This is a genomic window from Streptomyces sp. BL1, from assembly GCF_057628045.1.
On sequence record NZ_JBXYWZ010000002.1, the window covers coordinates 4,292,684 to 4,317,990 of the forward strand.

Below are 25,307 nucleotides of genomic sequence, written 5' to 3' on the forward strand. Positions count from 1 at the left end.
GGAACACACCGCCCGTACCCGTAACCCGCCCCTGGGGCGGCTCACTTGAGGAGAGCTCCATGACCGCTCGGACCGGTACCCCCACCGGCACGGACATCCCCGCCGACGGGGCCGCTTCCCCGCTTCGCCTGGCCGTCATCGTCGGCAGTGTCCGCGAGGGCCGCTTCGGACCCGTCGTCGCCGACTGGTTCGCCGGGGAGGCGCGCGACTACGGCACCTTCGACGTCGACGTGCTCGACCTGGCCGAGGCGGAGCACGTACTGCCCGTCGCCTTCCCGGACTTCAGCGCCCCGATGCCCGACGACGTCGCCCGCGTACGGAGCGGGCTCGCGGAACGGCTGGACGCCGCCGACGCCTTCGTCATCGTCACGCCCGAGTACAACCACAGCTTCCCGGCCGCGCTGAAGAACACCATCGACTGGTTCCACGGCGAGTGGCAGGCCAAGCCGGTGGGCTTCGTCAGCTACGGCGGCATGAGCGGCGGACTGCGCGCCGTGGAGCAGCTCCGGCAGGTCTTCCCCGAACTGCACGCCGTCACCGTCCGCGACTCGCTCAGCTTCCACTCCGCCTGGGAGCGCTTCGACGGCGAGGGCCGCCCGCACGACCCGGAGGGCTGCGCCGCCGCGGCCAAGGGCATGCTCGGCCAGCTGGAGTGGTGGGGCGCGGCACTGCGGCAGGCACGCGAGGCCGCGCCGTACGGTTCGGCCGCCTGAGGAACGGCCGCCCGGGAGGCACAGCCCGTACGGGTTACACGAAGGTTTCGTGGGCGTGGTCCCACGGGGCTTTCCGGAGGTCGTAGGGTCGTGTCCCATGAGCGACGTGGTTGTTGTGGATGAGGCGTCGGCCGAGGTCGTACGGGAAGCGCAGGAGCTGATCGATGCGGCGGCCGCCGAGGACGGGCAGGCCGCCGTGTCCGAACAGGGGAGGATCGCCCTGCGCGGCGGCCGCCGCGCGGGCGTGCGGCATCTGCTGCTGCGGCGCGAGGGCGAACTGGTGGGCTACGGGCAGCTGGAGGACACCGACCCGGTCGAGGCCCCCGCCGGCGAACTCGTCGTCCACCCCGACCACCGCGGCAAGGGGTACGGGCGGCAGCTCGGCGAGGCGCTGCTCGACGCCTCCCACCGCCGGCTCCGGGTGTGGGCGCACGGCGGCCACCCCGCGGCGCGGCACCTGGCCCAGGTGCTCGGCCTCTCCCTCTTCCGCGAACTGCGCCAGCTGCGGCGCCCGTTGGCCGGTGCCGCGGCCGACGGCGTACCGCCGCTGCCGGACCCGGCGCTGCCCGCCGGTGTGCGCATCCGTACGTTCCGGCCCGGCGAGGACGACGCGGACTGGCTCCGGCTGAACGCGGCGGCCTTCGCGCACCACCCCGAGCAGGGCTCGCTGACCCAGCGCGACCTCGACGACAGGAAGGCCGAGGCGTGGTTCGACCCGGCGGGCTTCTTCCTGGCGGAGCGTGAGGACGGCACGCTGGCCGGCTTCCACTGGACGAAGGTGCACAGCGCTGAGCAGCTCGGCGAGGTCTACGTCCTGGGTGTCGCCCCCGACGCGCAGGGCAGCGGCCTCGGCAAGGCCCTCACCGCGGTCGGCCTCCACCACCTCGCCCGCGACCGCGGACTGCCCACGGCGATGCTGTACGTCGACGCGGACAACGCCGCCGCGGTCCGCGTATACGAGGGCATCGGCTTCCGCACCCACGAGACGGACCTCATGTACCGCACGGAGGGCTGAATCGCCCGCTGTGGGCCCGCGCCCGCCCGCTGTGGGCACGCGGTCCGCCAAGGGGCGGAACGGGTGGGCACAGCGGACCGCACCCGCGAGATCTGTCCCCCACGCACGCGACGTACGCGCCACCATGTGCGGGGCGCGTCCCGCTGCACGGCCTGCGCCTGCGTGGGGTGCGGGGTGCGTTCCCTTGGCGGGTGCCGGTCCGGTGTGCCCACCCGTTCCGCCCCCAAGGGCGGACCAGCTGCCCACACCGCTTCGCGGAGCCACCGGTGTGTTGGGGTGGGGCCGCCCGGGGGCCACTCTCGCGTAACCAACGATTCAACCTGGCTTGCGAGCATCATGGAATGCAGCCAGCAGCTCAGCCTCCCCCCGCTTTCCCCTGGGGAGACCCGCAACCCGCGACCGTGGTGCCACGTGCGCGGAACAATGGGGCCATGAGCCAGCCAGCACCGCATGCCGCCGCCCAGCCGTCCCTCGGGTCCCTCGCGGCCCACCGCCCGCATGCCGTGACCGGAAGCGGGACCGCCGCCGAGCTCGAACCGGCCGTCGAGCCGGATCTCGACTCCGATGCCGACGCGTACGAGGCCGGGCAGGGCCCGGACGCCGAGGCCGACGACCTGCCGCAGGGCCGCTTCCTGGACCGGGAGCGCAGCTGGCTCGCGTTCAACGAGCGGGTGCTGGAGATGGCGGAGGCGCCGGAGACGCCGCTGCTGGAGCGCGCCAACTACCTGGCCATCTTCGCCAGCAACCTGGACGAGTTCTTCATGGTCCGGGTCGCGGGCCTGAAGCGCCGGATCGCCACCGGCGTCGCCACCCGCAGCGCCTCCGGGCTGCAGCCCCGCGAGGTGCTGGAGCTGATCTGGACCCGCTCCCGCGAGCTGATGGCCCGTCACGCCGCCTGCTACCAGCAGGATGTGGCCCCCGCGATGGCCGACGAGGGGCTGCACCTGATCCGCTGGACGGAGCTGGCGGAGCAGGAGCAGGAACGGCTCTTCACGCTGTTCCGGCAGCAGATCTACCCCGTGCTGACGCCGCTCGCCGTGGACCCGGCGCACCCCTTCCCGTACATCTCGGGCCTCTCGCTCAACCTCGCCGTCGTCGTACGGAATCCGGTCAGCGGGCACAACCACTTCGCGCGCGTGAAGGTGCCGCCGCTGCTCTCCCGGTTCCTGGAGGCGTCCCCGAGCCGCTTCGTCCCGCTGGAGGACGTGATCGCGGCGCACCTGGAGGAGCTGTTCCCCGGCATGGAGGTGCTGGCGCACCACATGTTCCGGGTCACGCGGAACGAGGACCTGGAGGTCGAGGAGGACGACGCGGAGAACCTGCTGCAGGCCCTGGAGAAGGAGCTGCTGCGGCGCCGCTTCGGTCCGCCCGTGCGCCTGGAGGTCGAGGAGTCCATCGACCCGTACGTACTGGACCTGCTGGTACGTGAGTTGAAGATCTCCGACGCCGAGGTCTATCCGCTTCCCGGCCCGCTCGACCTCAGCGGCCTCTCCTCGATCGTGCCCGCGCTGGACCGGCCGGACCTGAAGTTCCCGAAGTTCGTCGCCGGCACGCACCGCGATCTGGCGGAGGTCGAATCGGCCTCCGCGCCGGACATATTCGCCGCGCTCCGCGAGCGGGACGTGCTGCTGCACCACCCATACGACAGTTTCTCCACGTCCGTGCAGGCGTTCCTGGAGCAGGCGGCGGCCGACCCGGACGTGCTGGCCATCAAGCAGACGCTGTACCGCACTTCGGGCGACTCGCCGATCGTCGACGCCCTCATAGACGCCGCCGAATCCGGCAAACAGGTGCTCGTCCTGGTCGAGTTGAAGGCCCGTTTCGACGAGCAGGCCAACATCCGGTGGGCGCGGAAGCTGGAGGAGTCCGGCTGCCACGTGGTGTACGGGCTGGTCGGTCTGAAGACGCACTGCAAGCTCTCCCTGGTGGTCCGCCAGGAAGGCGACACGCTCCGCCGCTACTCGCACGTCGGCACCGGCAACTACCACCCGAAGACGGCCAGACTGTACGAGGACCTGGGGCTGCTGACGGCCGACCCGCAGGTCGGCGGGGACCTCTCCGACCTGTTCAACAGGCTCTCGGGATACTCCCGCAGGGAGACGTACCGGCGGCTGCTCGTGGCCCCCAAGTCCCTGCGGGACGGGCTCGTCTCGCGCATCCAGCGGGAGATCACGCACCATCAGGAGGGCCGTCCCGCGTACGTGTGCGTCAAGGTCAACTCGATGGTCGACGAGACGGTCATCGACGAGCTGTACCGCGCCTCGCAGGCCGGTGTCCCGGTCGACGTGTGGGTGCGCGGCATCTGCGCACTGCGGCCCGGTGTCGCCGGACTGAGCGAGAACATCCGGGTGCGCAGCGTGCTCGGCCGGTTCCTGGAGCACTCGCGGATCTTCGCCTTCGGGAACGGCGGCGAGTCCGAAGTGTGGATCGGCAGCGCCGACATGATGCACCGGAACCTGGACCGCAGGATCGAGGCCATCGTCCGCGTCGCCGACGCGGGCCACCGGGCCACGCTCAACTCCCTGCTGGAGACCGGGATGTCGGACTCCACCGTCTCGTGGCACCTGGGCCCGGACGGCGACTGGACGCGCCACGCGCACGACCAGGAAGGGCAGCCGCTGCTGAACATCCAGGAGTCGCTGATCGACGCCAGGAGGCGCCGGCGTGGTCCGGCGACATGACCGGGAAGGGCAGGTGCGGCACGGCCGGCGGTACGGACCGCCGCGCCCGTTCCGCGTTACCGGCCGGGGGGCCGAGCCGGGAGAGGGGCTGTGATGGCGCAGGGCCATGACCCGTTCGCGGAGAGCGCCGCGCTGGTCACCGCAGGGGCGGGACCCGTGGGGCCCGCGGGTGCCGCGGGACGGCGCGGTGCGGCCGCCCGGCGTACGGGCCCGCCACCGGACGCGTCCGGGGCGCTGCCGCCCGTGCTGGAGACGGCGACGGTCTCCGATGTGCTCGGCGGCTATCTGCACGACCGCGCCGCCGCGTTCCTGCGCAGCCTGCGGCTGCACGGCGAGAGCGCGGGCAGCGCGGACACGGCGGAGGGCACGGCCGAGGCCGTACGGCAGCTGCGCCGCTCCGCGCGCCGGCTGAACGGCACGCTGCACACGTACCGTCCGCTGCTCGACGGCGCCTGGGCCGACCAGCTGCGCGGCGAACTCGGCTGGCTCTCGGGCACGCTGGCCCGCGAGTACGCCTATTCCGCGCGGCTGGAGCGGCTGCTCGGCGCGCTGCACAGGATCGCGGGGGACAGCGGACGCGAGCCGCCCGAGGAGCGCCGGCAGGGGCGCGACGCGGGACAGGGCGCGCTGCCGGTGGGCGCCGCGCGCGCCGGGGCGCTGCTGGAGCGGCAGTTGACGCTCGCGCGGACCCGCGCGCACTCCGCCGCGCTCCAGGCGCTCGGCTCCTCCCGCTTCCACGCGGTCGCCGACCAGGTCGCCGTGCTGGCGTCCGAGGCGCCGCTCGCCCCGGAGGGCGCCGAGCGCCGCGCCTCGTCCGCGCTGGTGCCGCTCGCCGGGCAGGTGCGCCGGCGGCTGGCGGAGGCCGTGGACGCGCTCCCGCTGAACCGCGCCGAATCCCCGTACAACGCCGACGCGTTGGCCCGCTCCCTCACCCCGGAGGCGCAGCAGGACGCGGCCTGGCTGCAGGTGCGGCTGCTGCTGCGGCTGCACCGGTACGCGCAGGAGGTGCTGCTGTGCGGCGCGCCAGACGAGGAGCCCGACGGCCAGGAGGGGAACGGTGTGCGCCCCGACCCGCGGCTCGCGCCCGCCAGTTCGGCCCTCGACCTGCACCGGGACGCGGCGGAAGCGGCCGCCGCTGCCGCCGCCGCGGCCAGAACGCCCCGTATCGCCCCCGCCACCGCGTACGCTCTCGGCGTGCTGCACGCCGACCAGCGGCACGAGGTCGAGGCCGCACGCTTCGCCTTCGGGCGGCTGTGGCTGCACGTCGCCGGAGGACGGTCTCCGGAACCGCAACGCGAGGTGAAGACATCCAGTGACGACAGCTGACGGGCAGGCCGTGCTCGCCGCGGGGTGCGTGCTGTGGCGCCGCTCCCCGTACGACGGGGGCATCGAGATCGCCCTCGTGCACCGCCCCAAGTACGACGACTGGTCCCACCCGAAGGGCAAGCTCAAGCGGCGCGAGTACGAGCAGCCGCTGCGCGGCGCGCTCCGCGAGGTGCGCGAGGAGACGGGCATGGAGTGCGCGCCGGGCGCCGTGCTGCCCACCTCGTACTACCTCGCCAACGGCCGCCCCAAGGAGGTCCGTTACTGGGCCGCCGAGGTGACCGAGGGCTCCTTCGTGCCGAACTCCGAGGTGGACCGGCTGGTCTGGCTGCCGCCTGCCGGGGCGCGCAACCGCCTCAGCCACGAGCGCGACCGCCCCCTGGTCGACGCGCTCGTCTCGGCCCTGGAGCACGCGAGGGCCTGAGCCCGGGACGGTCTGCCGGGTTACGCCCGTCCGCCGGCTGCCGGGTTACGCCGGTCCGCCGCGCGGCGCCAGCGCCTCCCAGCGCACGGTGACCTCGCCCTGCCGCCACCGGTGCGCGCTGTCCGCGACCGGCCAGTCCGCCGTCAGGGCGCGGACGGCGTGGATCCAGCGCTGCCGGGCGCTCAGCGACCCGTACGGCGCTGCCGCGGCCCACGCGCGGTCGAAGTCCCGCAGGAAGGCGTGCACCGGCTCGCCCGGAACGTTCCGGTGGATCAGCGCCTTGGGCAGGCGTTCCGCCAGGTCGGAGGGCGTACCGAGGGAGCCGAGCCGGGCCGCGAACGTGACCGTGCGCGGCCCCTCCGGGCCCAGCGCCACCCACACGTGGCGCCGCCCGATCTCGTCGCAGGTGCCCTCCACCAGCAGCCCGTCCGGGGCGAGCCGCGCGCACAGCCGCTCCCATGCGGGGCCCACCTCGTCCTCCGCATATTGGCGCAGCACGTTCGCGGCGCGGATCAGCGCGGGGCGCCGGCCGTCCGGGAGGGGGATCTCGAAACCGCCGCGGACGAAGGTCAGCCCCTCGCACTCGTACGGGACGGCGGCCGCGACGCGCGCCGGGTCGATCTCGATGCCGACGACCCGTACGCCGGGGCGGGCCGGCCGCAGCCGGGCCAGCAGCTCCACCGCGGTCCACGGGGCAGCGCCGTACCCGAGGTCCACCGCGACGGGCGGCAGGTGGGAGCGGCGCAGTGCGGGACCGTGCGCGGCGGCGATCCAGCGGTCCATGCGGCGCAGCCGGTTGGGGTTCGTCGTCCCGCGTGTCACCGCCCCGACAGGACGGGCGGGAGAACGGGACGGCATGAGGAGAGCCTACGGGGTGCAACGCGGCGCGGGCCGGGCACACGGCCTCCGTACCGGGGTGCGGGACCGGGGCGCGGGCGGGGCCGGCGTCAGCGGGACGTCTGCTCTGCGTCACGAATTGGCAAAGTGGGAAGGGGAAGGCGCCCTGTGCCGTTGAACCCCGAAGGGTTCGTCCCGGTCCCCTGTTCAAGCGCCCGTTCCCTCCCGGAGGAGGCATCCGCCCCGTGAGCCAGTCCGCCCCCAGGCTCGGCCAGTGGCGCAGTCGCCCCCCGCAGCAGCCGAGGTCCCCACGGCTCCGGCTGCCCGGCCCCGCCCGCCGCCCCCGCAGGGTGGCGATGCTCAGCGTGCACACCTCGCCGCTGCACCAGCCCGGCACCGGCGACGCCGGCGGCATGAACGTCTACATCGTCGAGCTGGCCCGGCAGCTCGCGGCGCAGGGCACCGAGGTGGAGATCTTCACCCGGGCCACCACAGGCGCCCTCGAACCGGCCGTCGAGCTCACCCCCGGCGTGCTGGTGCGGCACATCGACGCCGGACCGTACGAGGGCCTCGCCAAGGAGGAACTGCCCGCGCAGCTGTGCGCCTTCACGCACGGCGTCATGCAGGTCTGGGCGGGCCACCGCCCCGGCTACTACGACCTCGTGCACTCCCACTACTGGCTGTCCGGGCACGTCGGCTGGCTGGCCGCGCAGCGCTGGGGCGTCCCGCTCGTGCACGCCATGCACACCATGGCGAAGGTCAAGAACGCGGCGCTCGCCGACGGCGACAACCCCGAACCGGCGGCCCGCGTCATCGGCGAGACCCAGATAGTCCGGGCCGCCGACCGGCTCATCGCCAACACCTCCGAGGAGGCCGGCGAACTCGTACGGCACTACGAGGCCGACCCCGCGGACACCGCCGTCGTCCACCCCGGCGTCAACCTCGACCGCTTCCGCCCGGACCCGGCGGGTGCCGCGGCGACCCGCGCCGGGGAGGCCCTGTACGGGCGGGCCGCCGCGCGCGCCCGCCTCGGACTGCCGCAGGACGCGGTCATCCCCCTCTTCGCAGGGCGCATCCAGCCGCTGAAGGCGCCCGACATCCTGCTCCGCGCCGTCGCCCACCTCGTCGACGCGGACCCCTCGCTGCGCTCCCGGCTCCTCGTGCCCGTCGTCGGCGGGCCCAGCGGCAGTGGCCTCGCCAAACCGGAGGGGCTGCAGAAGCTCGCGGCCCGGCTCGGCATCGCGGACCTCGTACGGTTCCACCCGCCGGTCGGCCAGGAGCAGCTGGCGGACTGGTACCGCGCGGCGAGCGTGCTCGTCATGCCGTCCTACAACGAGTCGTTCGGGCTGGTCGCGGCGGAGGCCGAGGCCTGCGGTACGCCCGTGATCGCCGCGGCGGTCGGCGGGCTGCCGGTCGCCGTACGGGACGGGGTGAGCGGCTATCTCGTCGCCGGCCACGACCCGGCCGAATACGCGCGTGCGCTGCGCCGCTTCGTCGACGACGACGGGCTCAGCGACCGGCTGGGCGCGGCGGCCGCGGAGCATGCCCGCAGCTTCGGCTGGGACGCGGCGGCCTCGGCCACCCTCGACGTCTACACCGCGGCGCTGCAGGCCAGGCGGCGTCGCCTACGATCGCCCCATGGCTGACGCGACGCAGGCGACACAGGACGCACGGCAGGTCATCGAGGCCGCCCTGCGGGACGCCGAGCTGGAGTGGGAGAGCCCCGAGGCCGGCTCGTACGTGGTGAAGCTGCCCGGCACCCGCAAGCTGTCGACGACGGTGTCACTGATCGTCGGCAAGCACTCGCTGTCCCTGAACGCGTTCGTGATCCGCCGCCCCGACGAGAACGCGGAAGGCGTCCAGCGGTGGCTGCTGGAGCGCAACCTCAAGCTGTACGGGGTGAGTTACGCGGTCGACCGGCTCGGCGACATCTACCTCACCGGCAAACTCCCCCTCGCCGCGGTCACCCCCGACGAGGTCGACCGCCTCCTCGGCTCCGTCCTCGAAGCGGCCGACGGCTCCTTCAACACCCTTCTGGAACTGGGCTTCGCCACGGCGATCCGCCGCGAGTACGAGTGGCGCGTCTCCCGCGGCGAACCCACCCACAACCTGGCGGCGTTCACCCACCTCACGTCGCAGTCCTGACCCGCGCCCTTCGCCCCGCTCCGGGGACCCGAGGTCAAGTCCCCGCCCCGCGCCTCTCCCGCCCCGGTTCCCCCCCCGTCCCCCACTGGGTGGGGTTCCGGGGCGCAGCCCCGGAAGAAACGGGTAAGGGCGGGTCCGGGGCAGACCCCTCACGACGCGTCAGGCCGACGCATCCGTACGGGGGTCCGGGACCGCCACGCTGGGCGCGCTGCCCGCCGCCGCAGGCGCCTCCGCCGGCAACCCCCGCAAAAGCACGCCGTACCCCACCGCCGCCACAGACCCCACCACCGCGCTGACCAACCACAACGCGTCCGCCCCGAACCGGTCGATCACAAGCCCCGCCGAAAGCGGCGCGGACAGCGACGCCACCGCCCAGGACAGCGAGAACATCCCCTGATAGCGGCCGCGCCCGTGCAGCGGCGAGAGCCGCACGACAAGCCCCATCTGCGTGGGCGAGTTGATGATCTCGCCGAGCGTCCACACGACGACGGCGACGGCGAAGAAGGCGACCGAACCGGCGAAGGCGTTCAGCCCGAACCCGTACCCGATCAGCAGCGCCGAGACGACCAACACCCGCGCGGGATCGCGGTGTTCGATGAACCGCGTGACCGGCAGCTGCAACAGCACGATCAGCACGCCGTTCCCGGCGATGACGAGCCCGAAGTCGGAGCTGGAGAAGCCCTGTTGGCCCATGGTGATGGGCAGCGCCACGAACGCCTGCTGGATGAGCGTGGCCATCAGCAGGCTGAGGCCGACGACCGCCATGAAGCGCCCGTCGCGCAGCACCGTCCCCATGGACACCGAGGGCTCGGCCTGTTCGGCCCGGGGCTCCTCCGCGGGGGCGGGCCGCTCCGGCCGCGACTCGGGCAGTTTCACGAAGACCACGACCGCGCACGCCAGCACCATCGTCGCCTCGCTGAAGAACAGCACGTGGTAGCTGTACTGCGCGATGAGTCCGGCCGCCGAGGAGGAGACGGCGAACCCCAGGTTGATGGCCCAGTAGTTGAGCGCGAAGGCCCGTACCCGGTCCTCCGGCGGCACGATGTCCGCCATCATCGCCTGTACGGCGGGCCGTGACGCGTTGGTGGCCATGCCGACGACCGCCGCCGTGACCGCGATCGCCACCGGATGCTGCATCAGCCCCAGCGCCGCCACCGACAGCGCGGTCGACACCTGCGCCACCAGCATGGTCGGCCGCCGCCCCAGCCGGTCGGTCAGCACCCCGGCGACGACCGAGGAGAGCACGCCGCCGAGCCCGTACAGCGCGCCGACGAGACCCGCGTACGACGCCGAATAGCCGCGGTCCACGGTCAGATAGAGAGCGAGGAACGTGGCGACGAAACCGCCGAGGCGGTTGATCAGTGTGCTGGTCCACAGCCACCAGAAGGCGCCGGGCAGCCCGCCCACGCTCTCGCTGACGGCGCGGCCGGCTCTGGCCAGGGCTCCGGACATGGCGTGGTCCCCCAGGGGGAAATCGTGCGCGGGCTCGGTACGTCGCGGCTCGGTCCGGAACGTACTGAGCCGGGGACGACAGCCGCCACTGAATTGATGACAGCTGTCAATCGGCGGAATGCCGTCCCGCCCCCATGTGCCTCCGGCACACGCGCGCCCGACCGACTGTGGCCATGTCCCACATCGGGCGGGGCGGCGGTGGATGTCTAGCGTGGCCCCATGACCCCGTACTCCGTGAACCTGGACCTCTCCGGCCGCACCGCGCTCGTCACCGGCGCGGCCAGCGGCATCGGCCGCGCCTGTGCCGTACGGATGGCTGCCGCGGGAGCGAAGGTACGCGCGGTGGACCGCGATCCGGACGGCCTCGCCACCCTGACGGCGGAACTCGCGGAGTCCGCGCCGGAGCAGGGCGGCCTCGTCCAGCCGTACGCCCTGGACCTCACATCGCCGGAGGGCCTCGACGACGCCGAGCGCGCGGCTGCCGGCACCGACGTGCTGGTGAACGGCGCCGGGTTCCAACTGGTCCGGCCCATCGAGGACTTCCCGCCGGACACGTTCCGCACCATGCTCACCCTGATGCTGGAGGCCCCGTTCCGCCTCACCCGCGGCGCGCTGCCCGGCATGTACGCGCAGGGCTGGGGCCGCATCGTGCACATCTCCTCCGTGCACGGGCTGCGGGCCTCCGCCTACAAGTCGGCGTACGTGTCCGCGAAGCACGGGCTGGAGGGTCTGTCGAAGACGACGGCCCTGGAGGGCGCCGAGCACGGTGTCACGTCCAACTGCGTCAACCCGGCCTACGTACGCACCCCGTTGGTCGAGCGGCAGATCGCCGACCAGGCGGCGGCGCACGGCATCCCCGAGGAGCGGGTGGTTTCGGAGATCCTGCTCGCCGACTCGGCGCTGAAGCGGCTGCTGGAGCCGGAGGAGGTCGCCGAGGCGGTGGCCTATCTGTGTTCGCCGCCCGCCTCGTTCGTCACGGGAGCGGCGCTGCCCATGGACGGAGCCTGGACGTCCCACTGACCAGGAGAGCGGACGTCCGACCGGGACGGTAGACGTCCCACTGACCAGGACGGTAAGCGTGGGCCCATGCTGCATTCATCCGGGGACCAGGCCCCGGACCCCCGGCCGGGCGGACAGGACGTCACCCCGTACCTCGAACTCCTCGCACACGGCGCCCCGGCCGACGCGTACGAGCATCCCGTCGCGCACGCCCGCGAGTCCGGCGCACCGGCGCACGAAGTCGCCGCGCTGCGACGCGCCAGACAGTTCGCCCTGCGCATCCGCGCCGAACTGGAGGGGCGGCGGCGCAGGGAGGCCGAACTGACCGCGCTCATCGAGACGGTGCACGATCTCGCGGGGCTGCGGGACCTCGACGACGTACTGCGCGCCATCGTGCAGCGCGCCCGTTCACTGCTGGGCACCGAGGTCGCCTACATGACGCTGACCGATCCGGAGCGCGGCGACACGTACATGCGGGTCACCGAGGGCTCCGTCTCGGCGCGGTTCCAGCAGCTGCGGCTCGGCATGGGGGAGGGGCTCGGCGGTCTCGTGGCGCAGACCGCGCGCCCGTACGTCACCGACGACTATCCGGACGACGCCCGCTTCCGGCACACCGGGCCCATCGACACGGCCGTCGGCGAGGAGGGCCTGATCGCGATCCTCGGCGTGCCGCTGCTGCTGGGCGGCGACGTCATCGGCGTGCTGTACGCGGCGGACCGCAGGGCGCGTGTCTTCGAGCGCGAACAGGTGGCGCTGCTGGGCTCGTTCGCGGCCCACGCGGCCGTCGCCATCGACAACGCGCGCTTGCTGGCCGAGACCCGTGACACGCTCGCCGAGCTGGAGTCGGCCAACGAGACCATCCGGCGTGCCGGCGACGTGCACGACAGGCTGACCGAACTCGTGCTGCGCGGCGGCGACGTGAGCGACGTGGCGGCAGCGGTGTCCCACGTGCTGCAAGGACACGTGGAGTTCCGTACGGCGGAGGACACGGCGGGCTCCGCCGCGGTGGAGCGCTCCCGCAGCGACGGCTACGCGGTACGGGACGGTGACACCTGGGTCGCCGCCGTCTCCGTCTCCGCGGGCGGTGAACTGCTCGGCGCCCTCGTCCTGCGCGGCCACCCGCGGCTGGGCCCCGTCGACCAGCGGACCTTCGAACGTGCCGCCATGGTGACGTCCCTGCTGCTGCTCGCCCGCCGCTCGGCCGACGAGGCCGAACAGCGCGTACGCGGCGAACTGTTGGACGATCTGCTGGACGCCACAGGACGCGACCCGCGGCTGCTGCGCGACAGGGCGGCACGGCTGCACGCCGACCTGGACACGCCGCACGTGGTGCTCAGCGCCCGCTTCGACGAACACGACGGCGGCGGCCCCGGCAGCAGTCCGGCCGGCAATCCAGTCGGCGGTCACGGCGGCGACCCCAGCGCCCCCGCACAGCAGAGCCCCGAGACGAGCGCGGGACGGCAGCGGCTGTGGGCGGCGGCCTCCCATCTCGCCGCCACCCGGCAGGGCCTGGCCGCGGCCCGCGACGGAGGCACAGTCCTGCTCCTCCCCGTACCGCAGGACGGCCGGCAGCACGGCGCACAGGAAGCCGCCTCACGCCTCGCGCGGGACGCCGCCTGCCAGTTGGGCGCGGCCGCGGGCGCGCCCGTCACCGTCGGCGCCTCCGCGCCCGTACCGGCTCCCGCCGCCGCGTCCTCGGCGGTGGCCGCCGCGTACACGGAGGCACGCCGCTGTGTGGACGCGCTGCGGATGCTGGGCCGGACCGGACAGGGCGCGGCCGCCGAGGACTTCGGCTTCCTCGGGCTGCTGCTGACCGACACCCGCGACGTCACCGGTTTCGTACGCCGCACCCTCGGGCCCGTGCTGGACTACGACGCGCGGCGCGGCACCGACCTGGTCGCCACCATGGACGCGTACTTCGCCTGCGGCATGAGCCCGGCCCGCGCCAAGGACGCGCTGCACGTCCACGTCAACACCGTCGCCCAGCGGCTGGACCGGGTGGCCCGGCTGCTGGGCGACGACTGGCAGTCCCCGGAACGCGCGCTGGAGACGCAGCTCGCGCTACGGCTGCACCGACTGTCGGGAGCCCTCGGCTGACCGCTGCTCCGGTACGTCCGGAGCGTCCTCGCCGACCGCCTCCAGATCCCGGGACCGGGTCTCCTTCGCGCACGCCACCGCGACGATCGTGAGCAGCGCGGCACCGATCACGTACAGCGAGACGGGCGCCGGGCCCCCGTACGCCGCCAGCAGCGCGGTCGCGACCATCGGCGCGGGGGCGCCGGCGGCGACGGACGCGAACTGTGCGCCGATCGACGCACCCGAGTACCGCATGCGGGTCGCGAACAGCTCGGAGAAGAACGCCGCCTGGGGCGCGTACATCGCACCGTGCAGCACCAGTCCGACCGTCACGGCGAGCACCATCCAGCCGAACTGGCGGGTGTCGAGCAGTGCGAAGAACGGGAAGATCCACAGCCCGACGCCGACCGCGCCCAGCAGATACACGGGACGCCGTCCGACCCGGTCAGACAGCGCGCCCCACCCGGGGATCACGGCGAAGTGCACGGCGGAAGCGAGCAACACGGCGTTCAGCGCGGTCTGCTGACCGAGCTTCAGATGCTCCGTGCAGTAGACGAGGATGAAGGCGGTCAGCACGTAGAAGCTGATGTTCTCCGCCATCCGGGCGCCCATGGCGATCAGTACGTCCCTCCAGTGCTGCCGCAGTACGGCCAGCAGCGGCGTCTTCTCGACGACACCCTGGCCGGCGCGTTCCTGCGCACGGGCGCGTGCCGCCTTGAAAACCGGTGACTCGTCGACCGCCAGCCGTACCCACAGTCCGACACCGACGAGCACACCCGACAGCAGGAACGGCACCCGCCAGCCCCAGCTCTCGAACGCCTGCTCCGACAGCAGAGCGGTCAGCGCCGCCAGGACGGCGGTGGCCAGCAACTGGCCCGCGGGAGCCCCGGTTTGCGGCCAGGACGCCCAGAAGCCGCGCCGTTTGGCGTCCCCGTGCTCGGACACCAGCAGCACGGCGCCGCCCCACTCGCCGCCCAGCGCGAAGCCCTGTACGAGGCGCAGCGCGGTCAGCAGGACGGGAGCCGCCGAGCCGATCGTGGCGTGGGTGGGCAGCAGCCCGATGGCGAAGGTGGCGCCGCCCATCAGCAACAGGCTGACCACGAGCAGCTTCTTCCGCCCGATCCGGTCCCCGAAGTGACCGAAGACCAGCGCGCCGACCGGCCGCGCGGCGAAGCCCACGGCGTACGTGAGGAACGACAGCAGGGTGCCGACGACCGGGTCGGAGTCCGGGAAGAACAGCTTGTTGAAGATCAGTGCCGCGGCCGACCCGTACAGGAAGAAGTCGTACCACTCGATGGTCGTGCCGATCAGGCTCGCGGCGACGATGCGCCGCAGCGAACGTGCGGGCGCCGGGGATGACGTGGACGCGGGATTCATGGCGTGACCGTAGGGACGATCCCGGCCCGTACCCATGTGGCGGAACACCACAGTGCGGTGGCGCACTGTCCCCGCGGCCCCCATGCCGGGGCGTACGGCCTCCGGGCACCCATTAGGCTCGGGGGCATGGCCGACGCACCGTACAAGCTGATCCTCCTCCGCCACGGTGAGAGCGAGTGGAACGCGAAGAACCTGTTCACCGGCTGGGTGGACGTCAACCTCAACGAGAAGGGCGAGAAGGAGGCAGTCCGCGGCGGTGAGCTGCTGAAGGACGCCGGCCTGCTGCCCGACGTACTGCACACCTCGGTCCAGAAGCGCGCCATCCGCACCGCGCAGCTGGCCCTCGAATCCGCCGACCGGCACTGGATCCCGGTGCACCGCTCCTGGCGTCTCAACGAGCGCCACTACGGCGCGCTCCAGGGCAAGGACAAGGCGCAGATCCGCGAGCAGTACGGCGAGGAGCAGTTCATGCTCTGGCGCCGCTCGTACGACACCCCGCCGCCGGAGCTGGAGGACGGCTCCGAGTTCTCGCAGAGCGGCGACCCGCGCTACGCCGACATCCCCAGCGAGCTCCGTCCGCGCACCGAGTGCCTCAAGGACGTCGTCACGCGGATGCTGCCGTACTGGTACGACGGCATCATCCCGGACCTGCTGGCCGGCCGCACCGTCATGATCGCCGCGCACGGCAACTCGCTGCGCGCGCTGGTCAAGCACCTCGACGGCATCTCCGACGAGGACATCTCCGGCCTGAACATCCCCACCGGCATCCCGCTCGCCTACGAGCTGGACGCCGACTTCCGGCCGCTCAAGAAGGGCGGCACATACCTCGACCCGGAGGCCGCCAAGGCAGCCATCGAGGCAGTCGCGAACCAGGGCAAGAAGAAGTAGCCGGACCTCTCCCGGCACCGCGAACGGACCGGGGGCCCTGCCCCGTCGAACCGGGCAGGGCCCCCGGAGTCGTTTCCGTCTCCTGAAGGGCCGTCAGGCCGTGTGCCGCGGCGCCGTGTTCAGCTGCAGCTGCCGCCGCACGAGCAGGAGCCGCCGGACTGGCACCCGCAGCCGCACCCCGAACCGCATCCGCAGGCACCCAGCACGGGGAGCGCCGGGCGGCCCTCGGACAGGTCGGGGAGCGGGGCGGGAGCGGGGGAGTCGGGCATGGGTTCCCTCCTTTTCGGCGGACGCGACCGTCGTCTGCCTGCTGCCCATTCCAGCGCCGGTTGCGGCGGGCGCATCAAGGGCGCGCGGAAGCACGGAACCCGCGGACAGGCCGCCGGGGTGTCACGGACCCCCGTGACACCCCGGACGACGGACCCGGTCACGGGCCCGTTCAAGAGCCCGCCCACCGGCCCCGGTTACGAACCCTCCACCGGGGCCGTGCCGTCGTTCGCCGCGGCCGCCGGGTCGACCTCGTCCGCGTAGTCGCCGGTCACCAGGTAGACGACGCGCCGCGCGACGGAGACCGCGTGGTCGGCGAAGCGCTCGTAGTAGCGGCCGAGCAGCGTCACGTCGACGGCGGTCTCGATGCCGTGCTCCCAGCGGTCGTCCATCAGGTGCTGGAACAGCGTCCTGTGCAGATCGTCCATGGCGTCGTCGTCCTGCTCGAGCTGCATCGCCAGGTCGATGTCCTTGCTGATGATGACCTCGGCGGCCTTCGCCATCAGCCGCTGTGCCAGCTGTCCCATCTCCAGCAGCGTCGCCTGGAGATCGCGCGGCACCGCGGAGTCGGGGAAGCGCAGCCGGGCCACCTTGGCGACGTGCTGCGCCAGGTCGCCGGAGCGCTCCAGGTCGGCGCTCATCCGCAGCGAGGTGACGACTATCCGCAGGTCCGTTGCGACCGGCTGCTGCCGGGCCAGCAGCTGTATGGCCCGGGACTCCAGGTCGCGCTGCAGGTCGTCCACCTTCTCGTCCGCGGCGATCACGCTCTCGGCGAGCTTCAGGTCCGCGTCCAGCATCGCCGTGGTGGCGCGGCCGATAGCGGAGCCGACGAGCCGGGCCATCTCGACCAGACTGTCGCTGATCGAGTCCAGCTCCTCGTGGTACGCGTCCCGCATGGCTGTCCTTCCCTCACACAGTTGATTCCGTAGCAGGGCTCCACGAGCGCGCTACGAGGTCCTCGTAGCGGAGCAGAAGCCCCTCCACGCTCCCACGCTCCGTCCGGAATGCGTCGGCCTCCGTCCCGTCGCGTGAACCGGTGGGTACGCCCAGGTGAACTCTGGGAGACGGCACCCCGACTCCATGATCCTCAAGCCCGTCACCGGGCCGGAGCAGAGCGCCCGCAGTGAACCGGCACCGACGTGACGGTGAATTCTGCGGGACGAACGTTCGAGTCCGCTCCTGGACCCCTGGGGTGCCGACGCGGCTGGCGCATAACCTGGGGGCATGGACCTGAACGCGGCGGTCGCCGCAGTGGCTGCGATCGCCGGGCTGTGCACCGGCGTGATCGCCATGCTGGCGTTCCGCTGGAGCGAACGGGAGCAGAGCCGCCCGACGCGGACCTCGCTGCACACGGACGCCGTGCTGCCGCCCGGCGTCGACACCGTGCTCTCCGTGCTCCGCTCCTCCGCCGTGGTGCTCGACGAGAGCGACGCGGTGGTGAAGGCCAGCTCGGCCGCGTACGCGCTGGGCCTGGTGCGCGGCGGCAAGCTCGCCGTCGACCCGATGCTCCGGATGGCCCGCGACACCCGCCGGGACGGCGAGATACGGCAGATCGAGCTCGACCTCCCGCGCAGGGGATCGGCCCGCAGCGACGCCCTCGCGGTCTCCGCGCGGGTGGCTCCGCTCGGCTCCCGCCTGGTGCTGCTGCTCGTCGAGGACCTGACCGAGGCCCGCAGGATCGAGGCGGTGCGGCGGGACTTCGTCGCCAACGTCAGCCACGAGCTGAAGACCCCGGTGGGCGCCCTCTCGCTGCTCTCCGAAGCGGTGCTGGACGCGGCCGACGACCCGGAGGCCGTCGAGCGCTTCGCCGGCCGGATGCAGAACGAGTCGACGCGGCTGACCAGCCTCGTACAGGAGCTGATCGACCTCTCGCGGGTGCAGAACGACGACCCGCTGGAGGACTCCGAACCGGTCCGCGTCGACGAGCTGGTGGCCGAGGCCATCGACCGCTGCAGCAACACCGCGGCGGGCAAGCAGATACATCTCGCGGCAGGCGGCACCGAGGGGCTCCACGTGTGGGGCAACCGCGGCCAGCTCGCCGCCGCGCTCGGCAATCTCGTCGAGAACGCCGTCAACTACTCGCCGGCCCGCACCCGGGTCGGCATAGCCGGCCGCCGGGTCGCGGTGTCCGGCGGCGACCTGATCGAGATCGCGGTGACCGACCAGGGCATCGGAATCTCCGACAAGGACAAGGACCGGATATTCGAGCGGTTCTACCGCGTCGACCCGGCCCGCTCCCGTGCCACCGGCGGTACGGGACTCGGCCTCGCCATCGTCAAGCATGTGGCCGCCTCGCACGGCGGGGAGGTCACCGTGTGGAGCGCGGAAGGACAGGGCTCCACCTTCACCCTGCGACTGCCGGAGGCGGGCAGCGCCCGCGAGAAGGCCGAAGCGGCCCGGTCCAGCCGGGACCGGTTCGCAGGCGCACTGCAGGAACCGGCCGTCTTCGAGGACGAGGAGCGGCCGCACGAGGACGGCACAGCCGCCCGCCACACCCCTTCAATGGATTCGCTTCGCGATCCTGATGCTGCTCCGGAGGTCCTCCCGTGACCCGAGTGCTTGTCGTCGAGGACGAGGAATCGTTCAGCGACGCACTGTCGTACATGCTCCGCAAGGAAGGATTCGAGGTCGCGGTCGCGGCCACGGGCCCCGAGGGGCTCGATGAGTTCGAACGCAACGGCGCCGATCTGGTGCTGCTCGACCTGATGCTGCCCGGACTGCCCGGCACCGAGGTGTGCCGGCAGCTGCGGGGGGTCTCCAACGTCCCGGTGATCATGGTGACCGCCAAGGACAGCGAGATCGACAAGGTGGTCGGCCTGGAAATAGGGGCCGACGACTATGTCACCAAGCCCTTCTCCTCGCGCGAACTGGTCGCGCGGGTACGGGCGGTGATGCGCCGCCGCGGGGAGCCCGAGGAGGTCACCCCGGCCGCGCTGGAGGCGGGTCCGGTACGGATGGACGTGGACCGTCACGTCGTCACCGTCGCCGGCGACAAGATCGACCTGCCGCTCAAGGAGTTCGACCTGCTGGAGATGCTGCTGCGGAACGCGGGCCGCGTGCTGACCCGTATGCAGCTCATCGACCGGGTCTGGGGCGCCGACTACGTCGGTGACACCAAGACCCTGGACGTGCACGTCAAGAGACTCCGCGCCAAGGTCGAACCCGACCCGGCGACCCCGCGCTATCTCGTCACGGTGCGCGGCCTCGGCTACAAGTTCGAGCCGTAAACACGCACCCCCGCTCGCACCACAGGGGAGGGCCCCGGCCGGTCGGCCGGGGCCCTCCCCTGTGTCTGGCGTGCCGCTGCGTCGCCGTGCGGCGTGCTGTGCGCCCGGCTCAGTGGCCGGCGTGCTCGCCGCCGCCCTGCTGCTCGGCGCTCGCCGCGTCGGAGGGCTTACCGCTCTCCGAGGGCTTGCCACTGGCCGACTCGGAGGGGGAGCCGCCGGCGGAGGGCTGCACGGTCGGCCCGGCGTCCTTCCAGTGGTGCGTCGCCGGCACCACGGAGGCGCGCAGCTTCACCGCACCGGTGCTGCTGAGGTCGAAGGTGACCGGCTGCGCGTTGCCGTCCGCGACGCCGGCCTTCTTGGCGTCGGAGAGCAGCGCGGCCGCGTTGTCCTTGCCGCCCAGCGCCAGCGAGCCGCCCGCGGGGACGGTCACCTTCTGCTCGCCCTTCGCCGGGCTGAGCTTCGCCTTGGCGGTGCCGCTGACGGTGATGCCCTGCAGCACCTCGGGCTTGGCGCCGGCGTTGAAGATGCGTCCGGTCACGGTCGCGGGGCCCGAACCGTCGGGCGCCGTCACGATGTTGACGTTCTGGATCTTGATGTTGCCGGCGGTGGCCGCGGCGTTGTCCGGTTTGACTTCCGAGGTCTGCGCGCTGTTCCCCGCACCGCAGGCGGACAGCGTGACGACGGAGAGCGTGAGTGCGGTGGCGGCGAGGGTGCCGCGTCGAAGGCTGCTGCTCACGGCGGCGGCATCTCCTAGGCGAGGTCTGGCGGCCGAACTGCGTGCCGGTCGCGGACGGGTGGAGGCAGGGCACGTCCACTGGACGTGATCTCGCGGGCCAGATTACCGAGCCCGCGTGCGCGCCCCGCACCCGACCCTCCCGCCGCGCGCGCCGTCCACTGCCGCACACCCCGGCGCCCACTCGTACGGGGGATTCTCAGGAATGTGCGCGAAGGTTCTGTGAACCGCTCCCGGAATTGATCAACATTGTGTGACGGGGGGTTGAATCAATTCTTGGAAAAGACTTCGTCGTCCCCCGTCAGGGGCCCGGCCGCGGTCGCCTGCGCGAGGCCGCACAGGCGGACAAACCGGTCAGTCTGCCCTCTCGGGAGGGTCTTCTTCGGGTGCGATCAGACCGTAACGCCCGCGTTTCGTACAGCTCGTACAAGCCTCCCGACCTGCGAATACCGCCTCAGTCCCGCCGTCCGCAGCACGTCACGGGGTGCCTTGTCAAGCCCCGAGATGCGGCCTGACCTGCGAAAACGCCATTCAGTAGAGCCCGTTCCCGTGTTACTCTGGATAGCCACGGAAGGGGTACCTGACACATGACGTTCAAGGTTGGCGACACCGTGGTCTATCCCCATCACGGGGCCGCGCTGATCGAGGCCATCGAAACTCGCCAGATCAAAGGCGTGGACAAGACCTACTTGGTTCTGAAGGTTGCGCAGGGCGACTTGACGGTTCGTGTGCCAGCGGACAATGCGGAGTTCGTGGGCGTACGCGACGTGGTCGGCACGGACGGGCTGGACAAGGTCTTCGAGGTGCTCCGCGCACCGTATGCCGAAGAGCCGACGAACTGGTCCCGGCGCTACAAGGCGAATCTCGAGAAACTCGCCTCCGGCGATGTGATCAAGGTGGCAGAGGTCGTGCGCGACCTGTGGCGCCGTGAGCGCGAACGCGGTCTGTCCGCCGGTGAGAAGCGGATGCTCGCCAAGGCCCGCCAGATTCTGGTGAGCGAACTGGCTCTCGCCGAGAACACCAACGAGGACAAGGCCGAGGCCCTGCTCGACGAGGTTCTCGCTTCCTGATCCCCCGAGCTGTGACATCCATCCGGTGCTGTGTGTCCGGTCATCCGGCCGGACTGATCACGCACGCCGGACTGGTCACGAACTGAGGCCGGCACACGCGTCAGCGTGCGCCCGGCCCCGGAGAACATCTGTGCCGCGGTGCCCGATGACAGGACTGCTGTCCGTCGCCGGGCGCTGCGGCATGTCTGCGGGACTTCTGTGTGCCTACAGTGCTCACCAAGCGCTGTGCCCACGGTGTTCACCGAGCAGCAAGGTCGGCGTGCCGGGCCCGGGCAGCTCCCCCGACCGTATGTCACGGAAGGGTCCGGTCGGGGTGTCGCGCCCGGCACGCTGAGGCCATACCCATCCCGGCTGAGGACACAAACCTGAACGCGCAACCGATGTCACTTCACTCCACGGACGAGCCCGGTGCCAACTCCCGTACGGCCGCGGTCATTCCGGCCGCCGGACGCGGGGTACGGCTGGGTCCCGGCACGCCCAAGGCCCTGCGGAACCTGAACGGCACGCCGATGCTGGTGCACGCCGTGCGGGCGATGGAGCGGGCCCGCGCGGTCTCGCTCGTCGTCGTCGTGGCGCCGCCGGACGGCGCCACCGAGGTCCGGCACCTGCTGGACGAGCATCTGCTCTCCGATGTGCTGGTCGTGCCCGGCGGGGAGACCCGGCAGGACTCCGTACGGCTCGGGCTCGCCGCGCTGCCCGAGGACGTCACCACGGTGCTGGTGCACGACGCGGCGCGTCCGCTGGTGCCCGTCGACACCGTGGACGCGGTGGCCGACGCGGTACGGGACGGGGCGCCCGCCGTGGTGCCGGCGCTGCCCGTGCCGGACACCGTCAAGGAGGTCGAACCGTCCGCCGACGGCACTCCCGAGCCGGTCACCGGCACTCCGGAGCGGGCGCGGCTGCGGGCCGTACAGACACCGCAGGGCTTCACCCGGGAGGTGCTGACGGCCGCGCACGAGCGGGTCGCCTGCGAGGGCGAGGGGGCCACGGACGACGCCGGGATGGTGGAGCGCACCGGGGTCGAGGTCGTGGTGGTGCCCGGTCACGAGGAGGCGTTCAAGGTGACGCGGCCGCTGGACCTGGTGCTGGCCGAGGCAGTGCTCGCACGGAGGAGGGCCACCGATGGCTTCTGAGGCCGGAGCTTCTGAACCGACGGGTCCCGTGCCGGGTGCCTCCGGTGTTCCGGTGCTTCCGCTGGTCGGGATCGGCACCGATGTGCACGCCTTCGAGGAGGGGCGCGAGCTGTGGTGTGCCGGGCTGCTGTGGGAGGGCGAGACCCACGGGCTCGCCGGGCACTCCGACGGTGACGTCGCCGCGCACGCCGCGTGCGACGCGCTGTTCTCCGCGGCCGGTATCGGCGACCTCGGCGCGCACTTCGGAACGTCGCGGCCCGAGTGGTCCGGCGCCTCGGGGGTGGCGCTGCTGAGCGAGGCGGCGCGGCTCGTACGGGCTGCCGGCTTCGAGATCGGCAATGTGTCGGTGCAGGTCATCGGCGTACGGCCGAAGGTCGGGAAGCGGCGGGACGAGGCGCAGAAGGCGCTGTCCGCCGCGGTCGGGGCGCGTGTTGCCGTGTCCGGCACGACCTCCGACGGGCTGGGGCTGACCGGGCGCGGTGAGGGGCTGGCTGCGGTGGCCACCGCGTTGGTGGTTCCGGCGTAGCTTCTGCGGGGCGTGCCGCGGGAGCGCCGCTTTGTGTGGCCTCGCGTGGGTCTTGCGGGTGCGGTTCGCGTGTGGTTTGCGCAGTTCCCCGCGCCCCTAAGACCGCGCAGTTCCCCGCGCCCCTTATCTCGCGCCGTTCCCCGCGCCCCTTATCTGCGCCGTTCCCCGCGCCTCTTGTGGGCTGGGTGCGGGCCGACGGCTGTTGCATATGGGTCGCAGTTAGTCTTGTGGGTGATGTCCTCCTACGTACTGCGCACCGCGACCCCCGCCGACGCCGATGCGGCGCGGAGCGTCATGCTCGACACCGTCTACGGCGATCTGCGGTCCGGCTACGTGCCGCGCTGGCACCGGGACATCATCGACGTCGAGGGCTCCTATCTGCGGCCCGAACGGCGCACGCTGCTGGTCGCCGAGGCCGCGGACGGGGAGATCGTGGCGACCGGCGCGGTACGCGACCAGGGGCCGCAGACGCCGCCCAACCCGCCCTGGGTCGCCGAGCGTTACCCCTCGGGGAGCACCGCGCAGCTGTGCCGGATCTACGTACGGCCCGCGTACCGGCGGCTCGGGATAGCCCGCGCCATGGTGCGCGAGCTGTGCGATTTCGTGGCGCGGGCCGGCGGCTACCGCGCGATCTACCTGCACACCGATCCGAGCGTCAGCGGGGCCGAGGGCTTCTGGCGGTCGATCGCGCACGAGGTGTGCGACGAACGGCGGTTGCCGGACGGCGGGCAGGGGATCATCCACTTCGAGCTGGCCCTCCCCGAACCGCACGAGCCGGCCGAGGCCACGCGTACCCCCGTGGGTGCCGTGGCTGCGGCGGACTCCGCGGCCGGCTGACCACCCATCCGCAGCACTCGCAGCGTTCGCACCGAGGTTCCGACACATGCGCCCGATACGGCACTCCAGACTCCTTCCGATCACCGCCGTCACGGTGCTGTCCGCCGGTGCGCTCGCCGCGTGCGGCGGGCAGGGCGCCTCGGAGGCCGGGGGCGACCGGCTGCGGGTGTCCATGGCGTTCCCGCCGACGCAGGCGATGAGCCCCTACGGGGACGACGCGGTGACCCTGAGCAGGCTGTCGGTCATCGAAGGGCTGACGAAGCTGGACTCCGGCGGCGAGGTGAAGCCGGCGCTCGCCACCTCGTGGAAGTCCGCCGACGACGGCCGCGAGTGGACGTTCCAGCTGCGCGACGCGCGCTTCCAGGACGGCAAGAAGGTCGACGCGGACGCGGTCGTACGGTCGCTGGAGGAGGCCGAACAGGCCTCCCCGAAGCCGCGGGTGCTCAGCGACGCCGGTGATCTGAAGGCGACCGCTGACGGCGCGCGGACCGTGAAGGTCACCAGCAGCGAACCCGACGCCCTGCTGCCGCAGCGGCTCGCCAATCCGTCGCTGGCCGTCCTGTCGGCCGGCGCGTACGCGAAGGGCGGCAAGGTGAACCCCGCCGGGCACGCCACCGGGCCGTTCACCCTGTCGAAGCTGAACGGCACCGCGAGCGCGACGCTGCAGCGCAACGACCGCTACTGGGGCGGGAAGGCGAAGGCGCCGGGCGTCGACGTGAAGTTCGTGTCCGACGGGACCGCGCGCGCCAACGCGCTGCGTTCCGGCGAGACGGACATCGCCGAGTACGTGCCGGTCTCCCAGGCGTCCGTGCTGGAGAAGAAGCAGGTGCGCGAGGTGCCCACCGCGCGCACCAACAGCCTGTACCTGAACACGGAGAAGGGCGTCTTCTCCGACCCGGCGATGCGGTCCGCCGCACGCGCGGCCGTCGACAGCAAGGCGCTGGTCAAGGGCGTGTACGAAGGACATGCCGACGAACCGCGGGGCCTGTTGGGGCCCGGCGTGAAGTGGGCCGGCGACAAGCGCGAGAAGGTCAGTGGGCGGGCCGCCGCCGCGTCCGCGAAGGACGTCAAGAAGACGAAGACCATCACGCTCGCCACGTACACCAACCGGCCCGAACTGCCCGAGGTCGCCTCGGCACTCCAACAGCAGCTGGAGAAGGCCGGGTTCACGGTCAAGCAGGACGTACGGGACTACGCGCAGATGGAGTCCGACGCACTGTCCGGCAAGTACGACGCCTTCCTGCAGGCACGCAACACCCTGCTCGACACCGGCGACCCGGTGTCCTATCTGCAGTCGGACTTCACCTGCGACGGCTCGTTCAACATCTCCCAACTGTGCGACAAGGGCGTCGATTCGGCCGTCAAGAAGGCGGCGGGAACGAAGGACACGGACGCACGGCAGAAGGCCGAGATGCAGGCCGAGGCGAAGATCCTGGGGACCGGCGCCGTGGTGCCCGTGCTGCACGAGCGGTTCATCCAGGGCGTCGGCGACGGCGTGCGGGGCGTGTCCCTCGACCCCATGGAGCGGACGCTGGTGACCGCCGACACGCGGCGCGGCTGAGCGATGCACCGTACGGTCTCCGG

At 72.3% G+C, this 25,307-nt stretch carries 22 protein-coding genes; 17 read left to right on the forward strand and 5 right to left on the reverse strand.

All coding sequences use genetic code 11. The features are described from left to right. The first annotated feature begins 59 nt into the window (after nucleotides 1-59). From AC3AGO_RS18965 to AC3AGO_RS18985, 5 genes are all read left to right on the forward strand, one after another. Nucleotides 60-713, forward strand: coding sequence for an NADPH-dependent FMN reductase (locus AC3AGO_RS18965; RefSeq protein WP_487821401.1), 654 nt, complete (start codon nucleotides 60-62; stop codon nucleotides 711-713). Nucleotides 714-810: 97 nt separating this feature from the next. Further along, entirely contained in the window at nucleotides 811-1,728 is a 918-nt protein-coding gene (gene mshD / locus AC3AGO_RS18970; RefSeq protein WP_487821402.1) for a mycothiol synthase, read from the forward strand. Between the two features lie 431 nt (nucleotides 1,729-2,159). Next, the gene (locus tag AC3AGO_RS18975; RefSeq protein ID WP_487821403.1) at nucleotides 2,160-4,409 is read left to right on the forward strand and encodes an RNA degradosome polyphosphate kinase; all 2,250 of its coding nucleotides are present in this window, start codon (nucleotides 2,160-2,162) and stop codon (nucleotides 4,407-4,409) included. A gap of 93 nt (nucleotides 4,410-4,502) precedes the next feature. Beyond that, nucleotides 4,503-5,735: a CHAD domain-containing protein gene (locus AC3AGO_RS18980; protein WP_487821404.1), complete on the forward strand. Its 1,233-nt coding sequence runs from the start codon at nucleotides 4,503-4,505 to the stop codon at nucleotides 5,733-5,735. Beyond that, nucleotides 5,722-6,156: an NUDIX hydrolase gene (locus AC3AGO_RS18985; protein WP_487821405.1), complete on the forward strand. Its 435-nt coding sequence runs from the start codon at nucleotides 5,722-5,724 to the stop codon at nucleotides 6,154-6,156. Before AC3AGO_RS18980 ends, AC3AGO_RS18985 begins: the two co-directional genes overlap by 14 nt. Before the next feature lie 45 nt (nucleotides 6,157-6,201). On the opposite strand, the gene AC3AGO_RS18990 is transcribed toward AC3AGO_RS18985, so the two are convergent. Beyond that, nucleotides 6,202-7,014: a class I SAM-dependent methyltransferase gene (locus AC3AGO_RS18990; RefSeq protein ID WP_487821406.1), complete on the reverse strand. Its 813-nt coding sequence runs from the start codon at nucleotides 7,012-7,014 to the stop codon at nucleotides 6,202-6,204. Between the two features lie 224 nt (nucleotides 7,015-7,238). Between AC3AGO_RS18990 and mshA the strand changes: the two genes are divergently transcribed. Next, entirely contained in the window at nucleotides 7,239-8,639 is a 1,401-nt protein-coding gene (gene mshA / locus AC3AGO_RS18995) for a D-inositol-3-phosphate glycosyltransferase (RefSeq protein ID WP_487821407.1), read from the forward strand. After that, nucleotides 8,632-9,138 (forward strand): type III secretion system chaperone family protein, encoded by a 507-nt coding sequence (locus AC3AGO_RS19000; protein ID WP_487821408.1) that lies wholly within the window; start codon nucleotides 8,632-8,634, stop codon nucleotides 9,136-9,138. Before mshA ends, AC3AGO_RS19000 begins: the two co-directional genes overlap by 8 nt. Before the next feature lie 159 nt (nucleotides 9,139-9,297). On the opposite strand, the gene AC3AGO_RS19005 is transcribed toward AC3AGO_RS19000, so the two are convergent. Next, nucleotides 9,298-10,590: an MDR family MFS transporter gene (locus AC3AGO_RS19005; RefSeq protein WP_487821409.1), complete on the reverse strand. Its 1,293-nt coding sequence runs from the start codon at nucleotides 10,588-10,590 to the stop codon at nucleotides 9,298-9,300. Nucleotides 10,591-10,809: 219 nt separating this feature from the next. Between AC3AGO_RS19005 and AC3AGO_RS19010 the strand changes: the two genes are divergently transcribed. Both AC3AGO_RS19010 and AC3AGO_RS19015 read left to right on the forward strand, forming a co-directional pair. Further along, the gene (locus tag AC3AGO_RS19010; RefSeq protein WP_487821410.1) at nucleotides 10,810-11,610 is read left to right on the forward strand and encodes a 3-hydroxybutyrate dehydrogenase; all 801 of its coding nucleotides are present in this window, start codon (nucleotides 10,810-10,812) and stop codon (nucleotides 11,608-11,610) included. A gap of 66 nt (nucleotides 11,611-11,676) precedes the next feature. Next, nucleotides 11,677-13,686, forward strand: a complete 2,010-nt coding sequence (locus tag AC3AGO_RS19015; protein WP_487821411.1) for a helix-turn-helix domain-containing protein — start codon at nucleotides 11,677-11,679, stop codon at nucleotides 13,684-13,686. Here the strand turns inward: AC3AGO_RS19015 and AC3AGO_RS19020 are convergent. Then, entirely contained in the window at nucleotides 13,651-15,042 is a 1,392-nt protein-coding gene (locus AC3AGO_RS19020) for an MFS transporter (protein ID WP_487821412.1), read from the reverse strand. The two genes, AC3AGO_RS19015 and AC3AGO_RS19020, sit on opposite strands and share 36 nt — an antisense overlap. A 126-nt stretch (nucleotides 15,043-15,168) precedes the next feature. Here AC3AGO_RS19020 and AC3AGO_RS19025 point away from each other — a divergent pair, with 126 nt between their 5' ends. Then, nucleotides 15,169-15,930: a phosphoglyceromutase gene (locus AC3AGO_RS19025; RefSeq protein ID WP_487821413.1), complete on the forward strand. Its 762-nt coding sequence runs from the start codon at nucleotides 15,169-15,171 to the stop codon at nucleotides 15,928-15,930. A 464-nt stretch (nucleotides 15,931-16,394) separates the two neighbouring features. Here the strand turns inward: AC3AGO_RS19025 and phoU are convergent, their stop codons facing one another. Continuing rightward, on the reverse strand, nucleotides 16,395-17,093 hold the full coding sequence (gene phoU / locus AC3AGO_RS19030; protein ID WP_487821414.1) for a phosphate signaling complex protein PhoU: 699 nt from the start codon (nucleotides 17,091-17,093) through the stop codon (nucleotides 16,395-16,397). 328 nt (nucleotides 17,094-17,421) lie between these two features. Between phoU and phoR the strand changes: the two genes are divergently transcribed. Together phoR and phoP are read left to right on the forward strand one after the other, a co-directional pair. Next, nucleotides 17,422-18,747, forward strand: a complete 1,326-nt coding sequence (gene phoR / locus AC3AGO_RS19035) for a two-component system sensor histidine kinase PhoR (protein ID WP_487821415.1) — start codon at nucleotides 17,422-17,424, stop codon at nucleotides 18,745-18,747. Beyond that, nucleotides 18,744-19,424, forward strand: a complete 681-nt coding sequence (gene phoP / locus AC3AGO_RS19040; protein WP_487821416.1) for a two-component system response regulator PhoP — start codon at nucleotides 18,744-18,746, stop codon at nucleotides 19,422-19,424. The genes phoR and phoP overlap by 4 nt, the downstream gene beginning before the upstream one ends. Before the next feature lie 109 nt (nucleotides 19,425-19,533). On the opposite strand, the gene AC3AGO_RS19045 is transcribed toward phoP, so the two are convergent. After that, nucleotides 19,534-20,160, reverse strand: a complete 627-nt coding sequence (locus AC3AGO_RS19045; RefSeq protein ID WP_487821417.1) for a copper chaperone PCu(A)C domain-containing protein — start codon at nucleotides 20,158-20,160, stop codon at nucleotides 19,534-19,536. A gap of 584 nt (nucleotides 20,161-20,744) precedes the next feature. On the opposite strand from AC3AGO_RS19045, the gene AC3AGO_RS19050 reads away from it, so the two are divergent. The 5 genes from AC3AGO_RS19050 to AC3AGO_RS19070 all read left to right on the forward strand — a co-directional run bounded on the left by AC3AGO_RS19050 (nucleotide 20,745) and on the right by AC3AGO_RS19070 (nucleotide 25,284). After that, nucleotides 20,745-21,227, forward strand: coding sequence for a CarD family transcriptional regulator (locus tag AC3AGO_RS19050; RefSeq protein ID WP_016910352.1), 483 nt, complete (start codon nucleotides 20,745-20,747; stop codon nucleotides 21,225-21,227). A gap of 380 nt (nucleotides 21,228-21,607) precedes the next feature. Beyond that, nucleotides 21,608-22,360 carry a 2-C-methyl-D-erythritol 4-phosphate cytidylyltransferase gene (gene ispD, locus AC3AGO_RS19055; RefSeq protein ID WP_487821418.1) on the forward strand — a complete coding sequence of 251 codons (753 nt, stop codon included), beginning with the start codon at nucleotides 21,608-21,610 and terminating at the stop codon, nucleotides 22,358-22,360. Then, the gene (ispF, locus tag AC3AGO_RS19060; protein WP_487821419.1) at nucleotides 22,350-22,886 is read left to right on the forward strand and encodes a 2-C-methyl-D-erythritol 2,4-cyclodiphosphate synthase; all 537 of its coding nucleotides are present in this window, start codon (nucleotides 22,350-22,352) and stop codon (nucleotides 22,884-22,886) included. Before ispD ends, ispF begins: the two co-directional genes overlap by 11 nt. A gap of 234 nt (nucleotides 22,887-23,120) precedes the next feature. Further along, nucleotides 23,121-23,723: a GNAT family N-acetyltransferase gene (locus AC3AGO_RS19065; RefSeq protein WP_487821420.1), complete on the forward strand. Its 603-nt coding sequence runs from the start codon at nucleotides 23,121-23,123 to the stop codon at nucleotides 23,721-23,723. 46 nt (nucleotides 23,724-23,769) lie between these two features. Continuing rightward, nucleotides 23,770-25,284, forward strand: coding sequence for an ABC transporter substrate-binding protein (locus AC3AGO_RS19070; RefSeq protein WP_487821421.1), 1,515 nt, complete (start codon nucleotides 23,770-23,772; stop codon nucleotides 25,282-25,284). Nucleotides 25,285-25,307 lie beyond the last annotated feature (23 nt).

Bases quoted from the DNA above. Each gene is read 5' to 3' on its own strand.
- ispF (WP_487821419.1), top strand. From the start codon at position 22,350: ATGGCTTCTGAGGCCGGAGCTTCTGAACCGACGGGTCCCGTGCCGGGT.
- AC3AGO_RS19020 (WP_487821412.1), bottom strand. From the start codon at position 15,042: ATGAATCCCGCGTCCACGTCATCCCCGGCGCCCGCACGTTCGCTGCGG.
- ispD (WP_487821418.1), top strand. From the start codon at position 21,608: ATGTCACTTCACTCCACGGACGAGCCCGGTGCCAACTCCCGTACGGCC.
- phoU (WP_487821414.1), bottom strand. From the start codon at position 17,093: ATGCGGGACGCGTACCACGAGGAGCTGGACTCGATCAGCGACAGTCTG.
- AC3AGO_RS19025 (WP_487821413.1), top strand. From the start codon at position 15,169: ATGGCCGACGCACCGTACAAGCTGATCCTCCTCCGCCACGGTGAGAGC.
- phoR (WP_487821415.1), top strand. From the start codon at position 17,422: ATGGACCTGAACGCGGCGGTCGCCGCAGTGGCTGCGATCGCCGGGCTG.
- AC3AGO_RS18965 (WP_487821401.1), top strand. From the start codon at position 60: ATGACCGCTCGGACCGGTACCCCCACCGGCACGGACATCCCCGCCGAC.
- mshD (WP_487821402.1), top strand. From the start codon at position 811: ATGAGCGACGTGGTTGTTGTGGATGAGGCGTCGGCCGAGGTCGTACGG.
- AC3AGO_RS18975 (WP_487821403.1), top strand. From the start codon at position 2,160: ATGAGCCAGCCAGCACCGCATGCCGCCGCCCAGCCGTCCCTCGGGTCC.
- AC3AGO_RS19015 (WP_487821411.1), top strand. From the start codon at position 11,677: ATGCTGCATTCATCCGGGGACCAGGCCCCGGACCCCCGGCCGGGCGGA.
- AC3AGO_RS19005 (WP_487821409.1), bottom strand. From the start codon at position 10,590: ATGTCCGGAGCCCTGGCCAGAGCCGGCCGCGCCGTCAGCGAGAGCGTG.
- AC3AGO_RS19010 (WP_487821410.1), top strand. From the start codon at position 10,810: ATGACCCCGTACTCCGTGAACCTGGACCTCTCCGGCCGCACCGCGCTC.
- AC3AGO_RS19050 (WP_016910352.1), top strand. From the start codon at position 20,745: ATGACGTTCAAGGTTGGCGACACCGTGGTCTATCCCCATCACGGGGCC.
- AC3AGO_RS18990 (WP_487821406.1), bottom strand. From the start codon at position 7,014: ATGCCGTCCCGTTCTCCCGCCCGTCCTGTCGGGGCGGTGACACGCGGG.
- AC3AGO_RS18980 (WP_487821404.1), top strand. From the start codon at position 4,503: ATGGCGCAGGGCCATGACCCGTTCGCGGAGAGCGCCGCGCTGGTCACC.
- AC3AGO_RS19070 (WP_487821421.1), top strand. From the start codon at position 23,770: ATGCGCCCGATACGGCACTCCAGACTCCTTCCGATCACCGCCGTCACG.
- AC3AGO_RS19065 (WP_487821420.1), top strand. From the start codon at position 23,121: ATGTCCTCCTACGTACTGCGCACCGCGACCCCCGCCGACGCCGATGCG.
- AC3AGO_RS19000 (WP_487821408.1), top strand. From the start codon at position 8,632: ATGGCTGACGCGACGCAGGCGACACAGGACGCACGGCAGGTCATCGAG.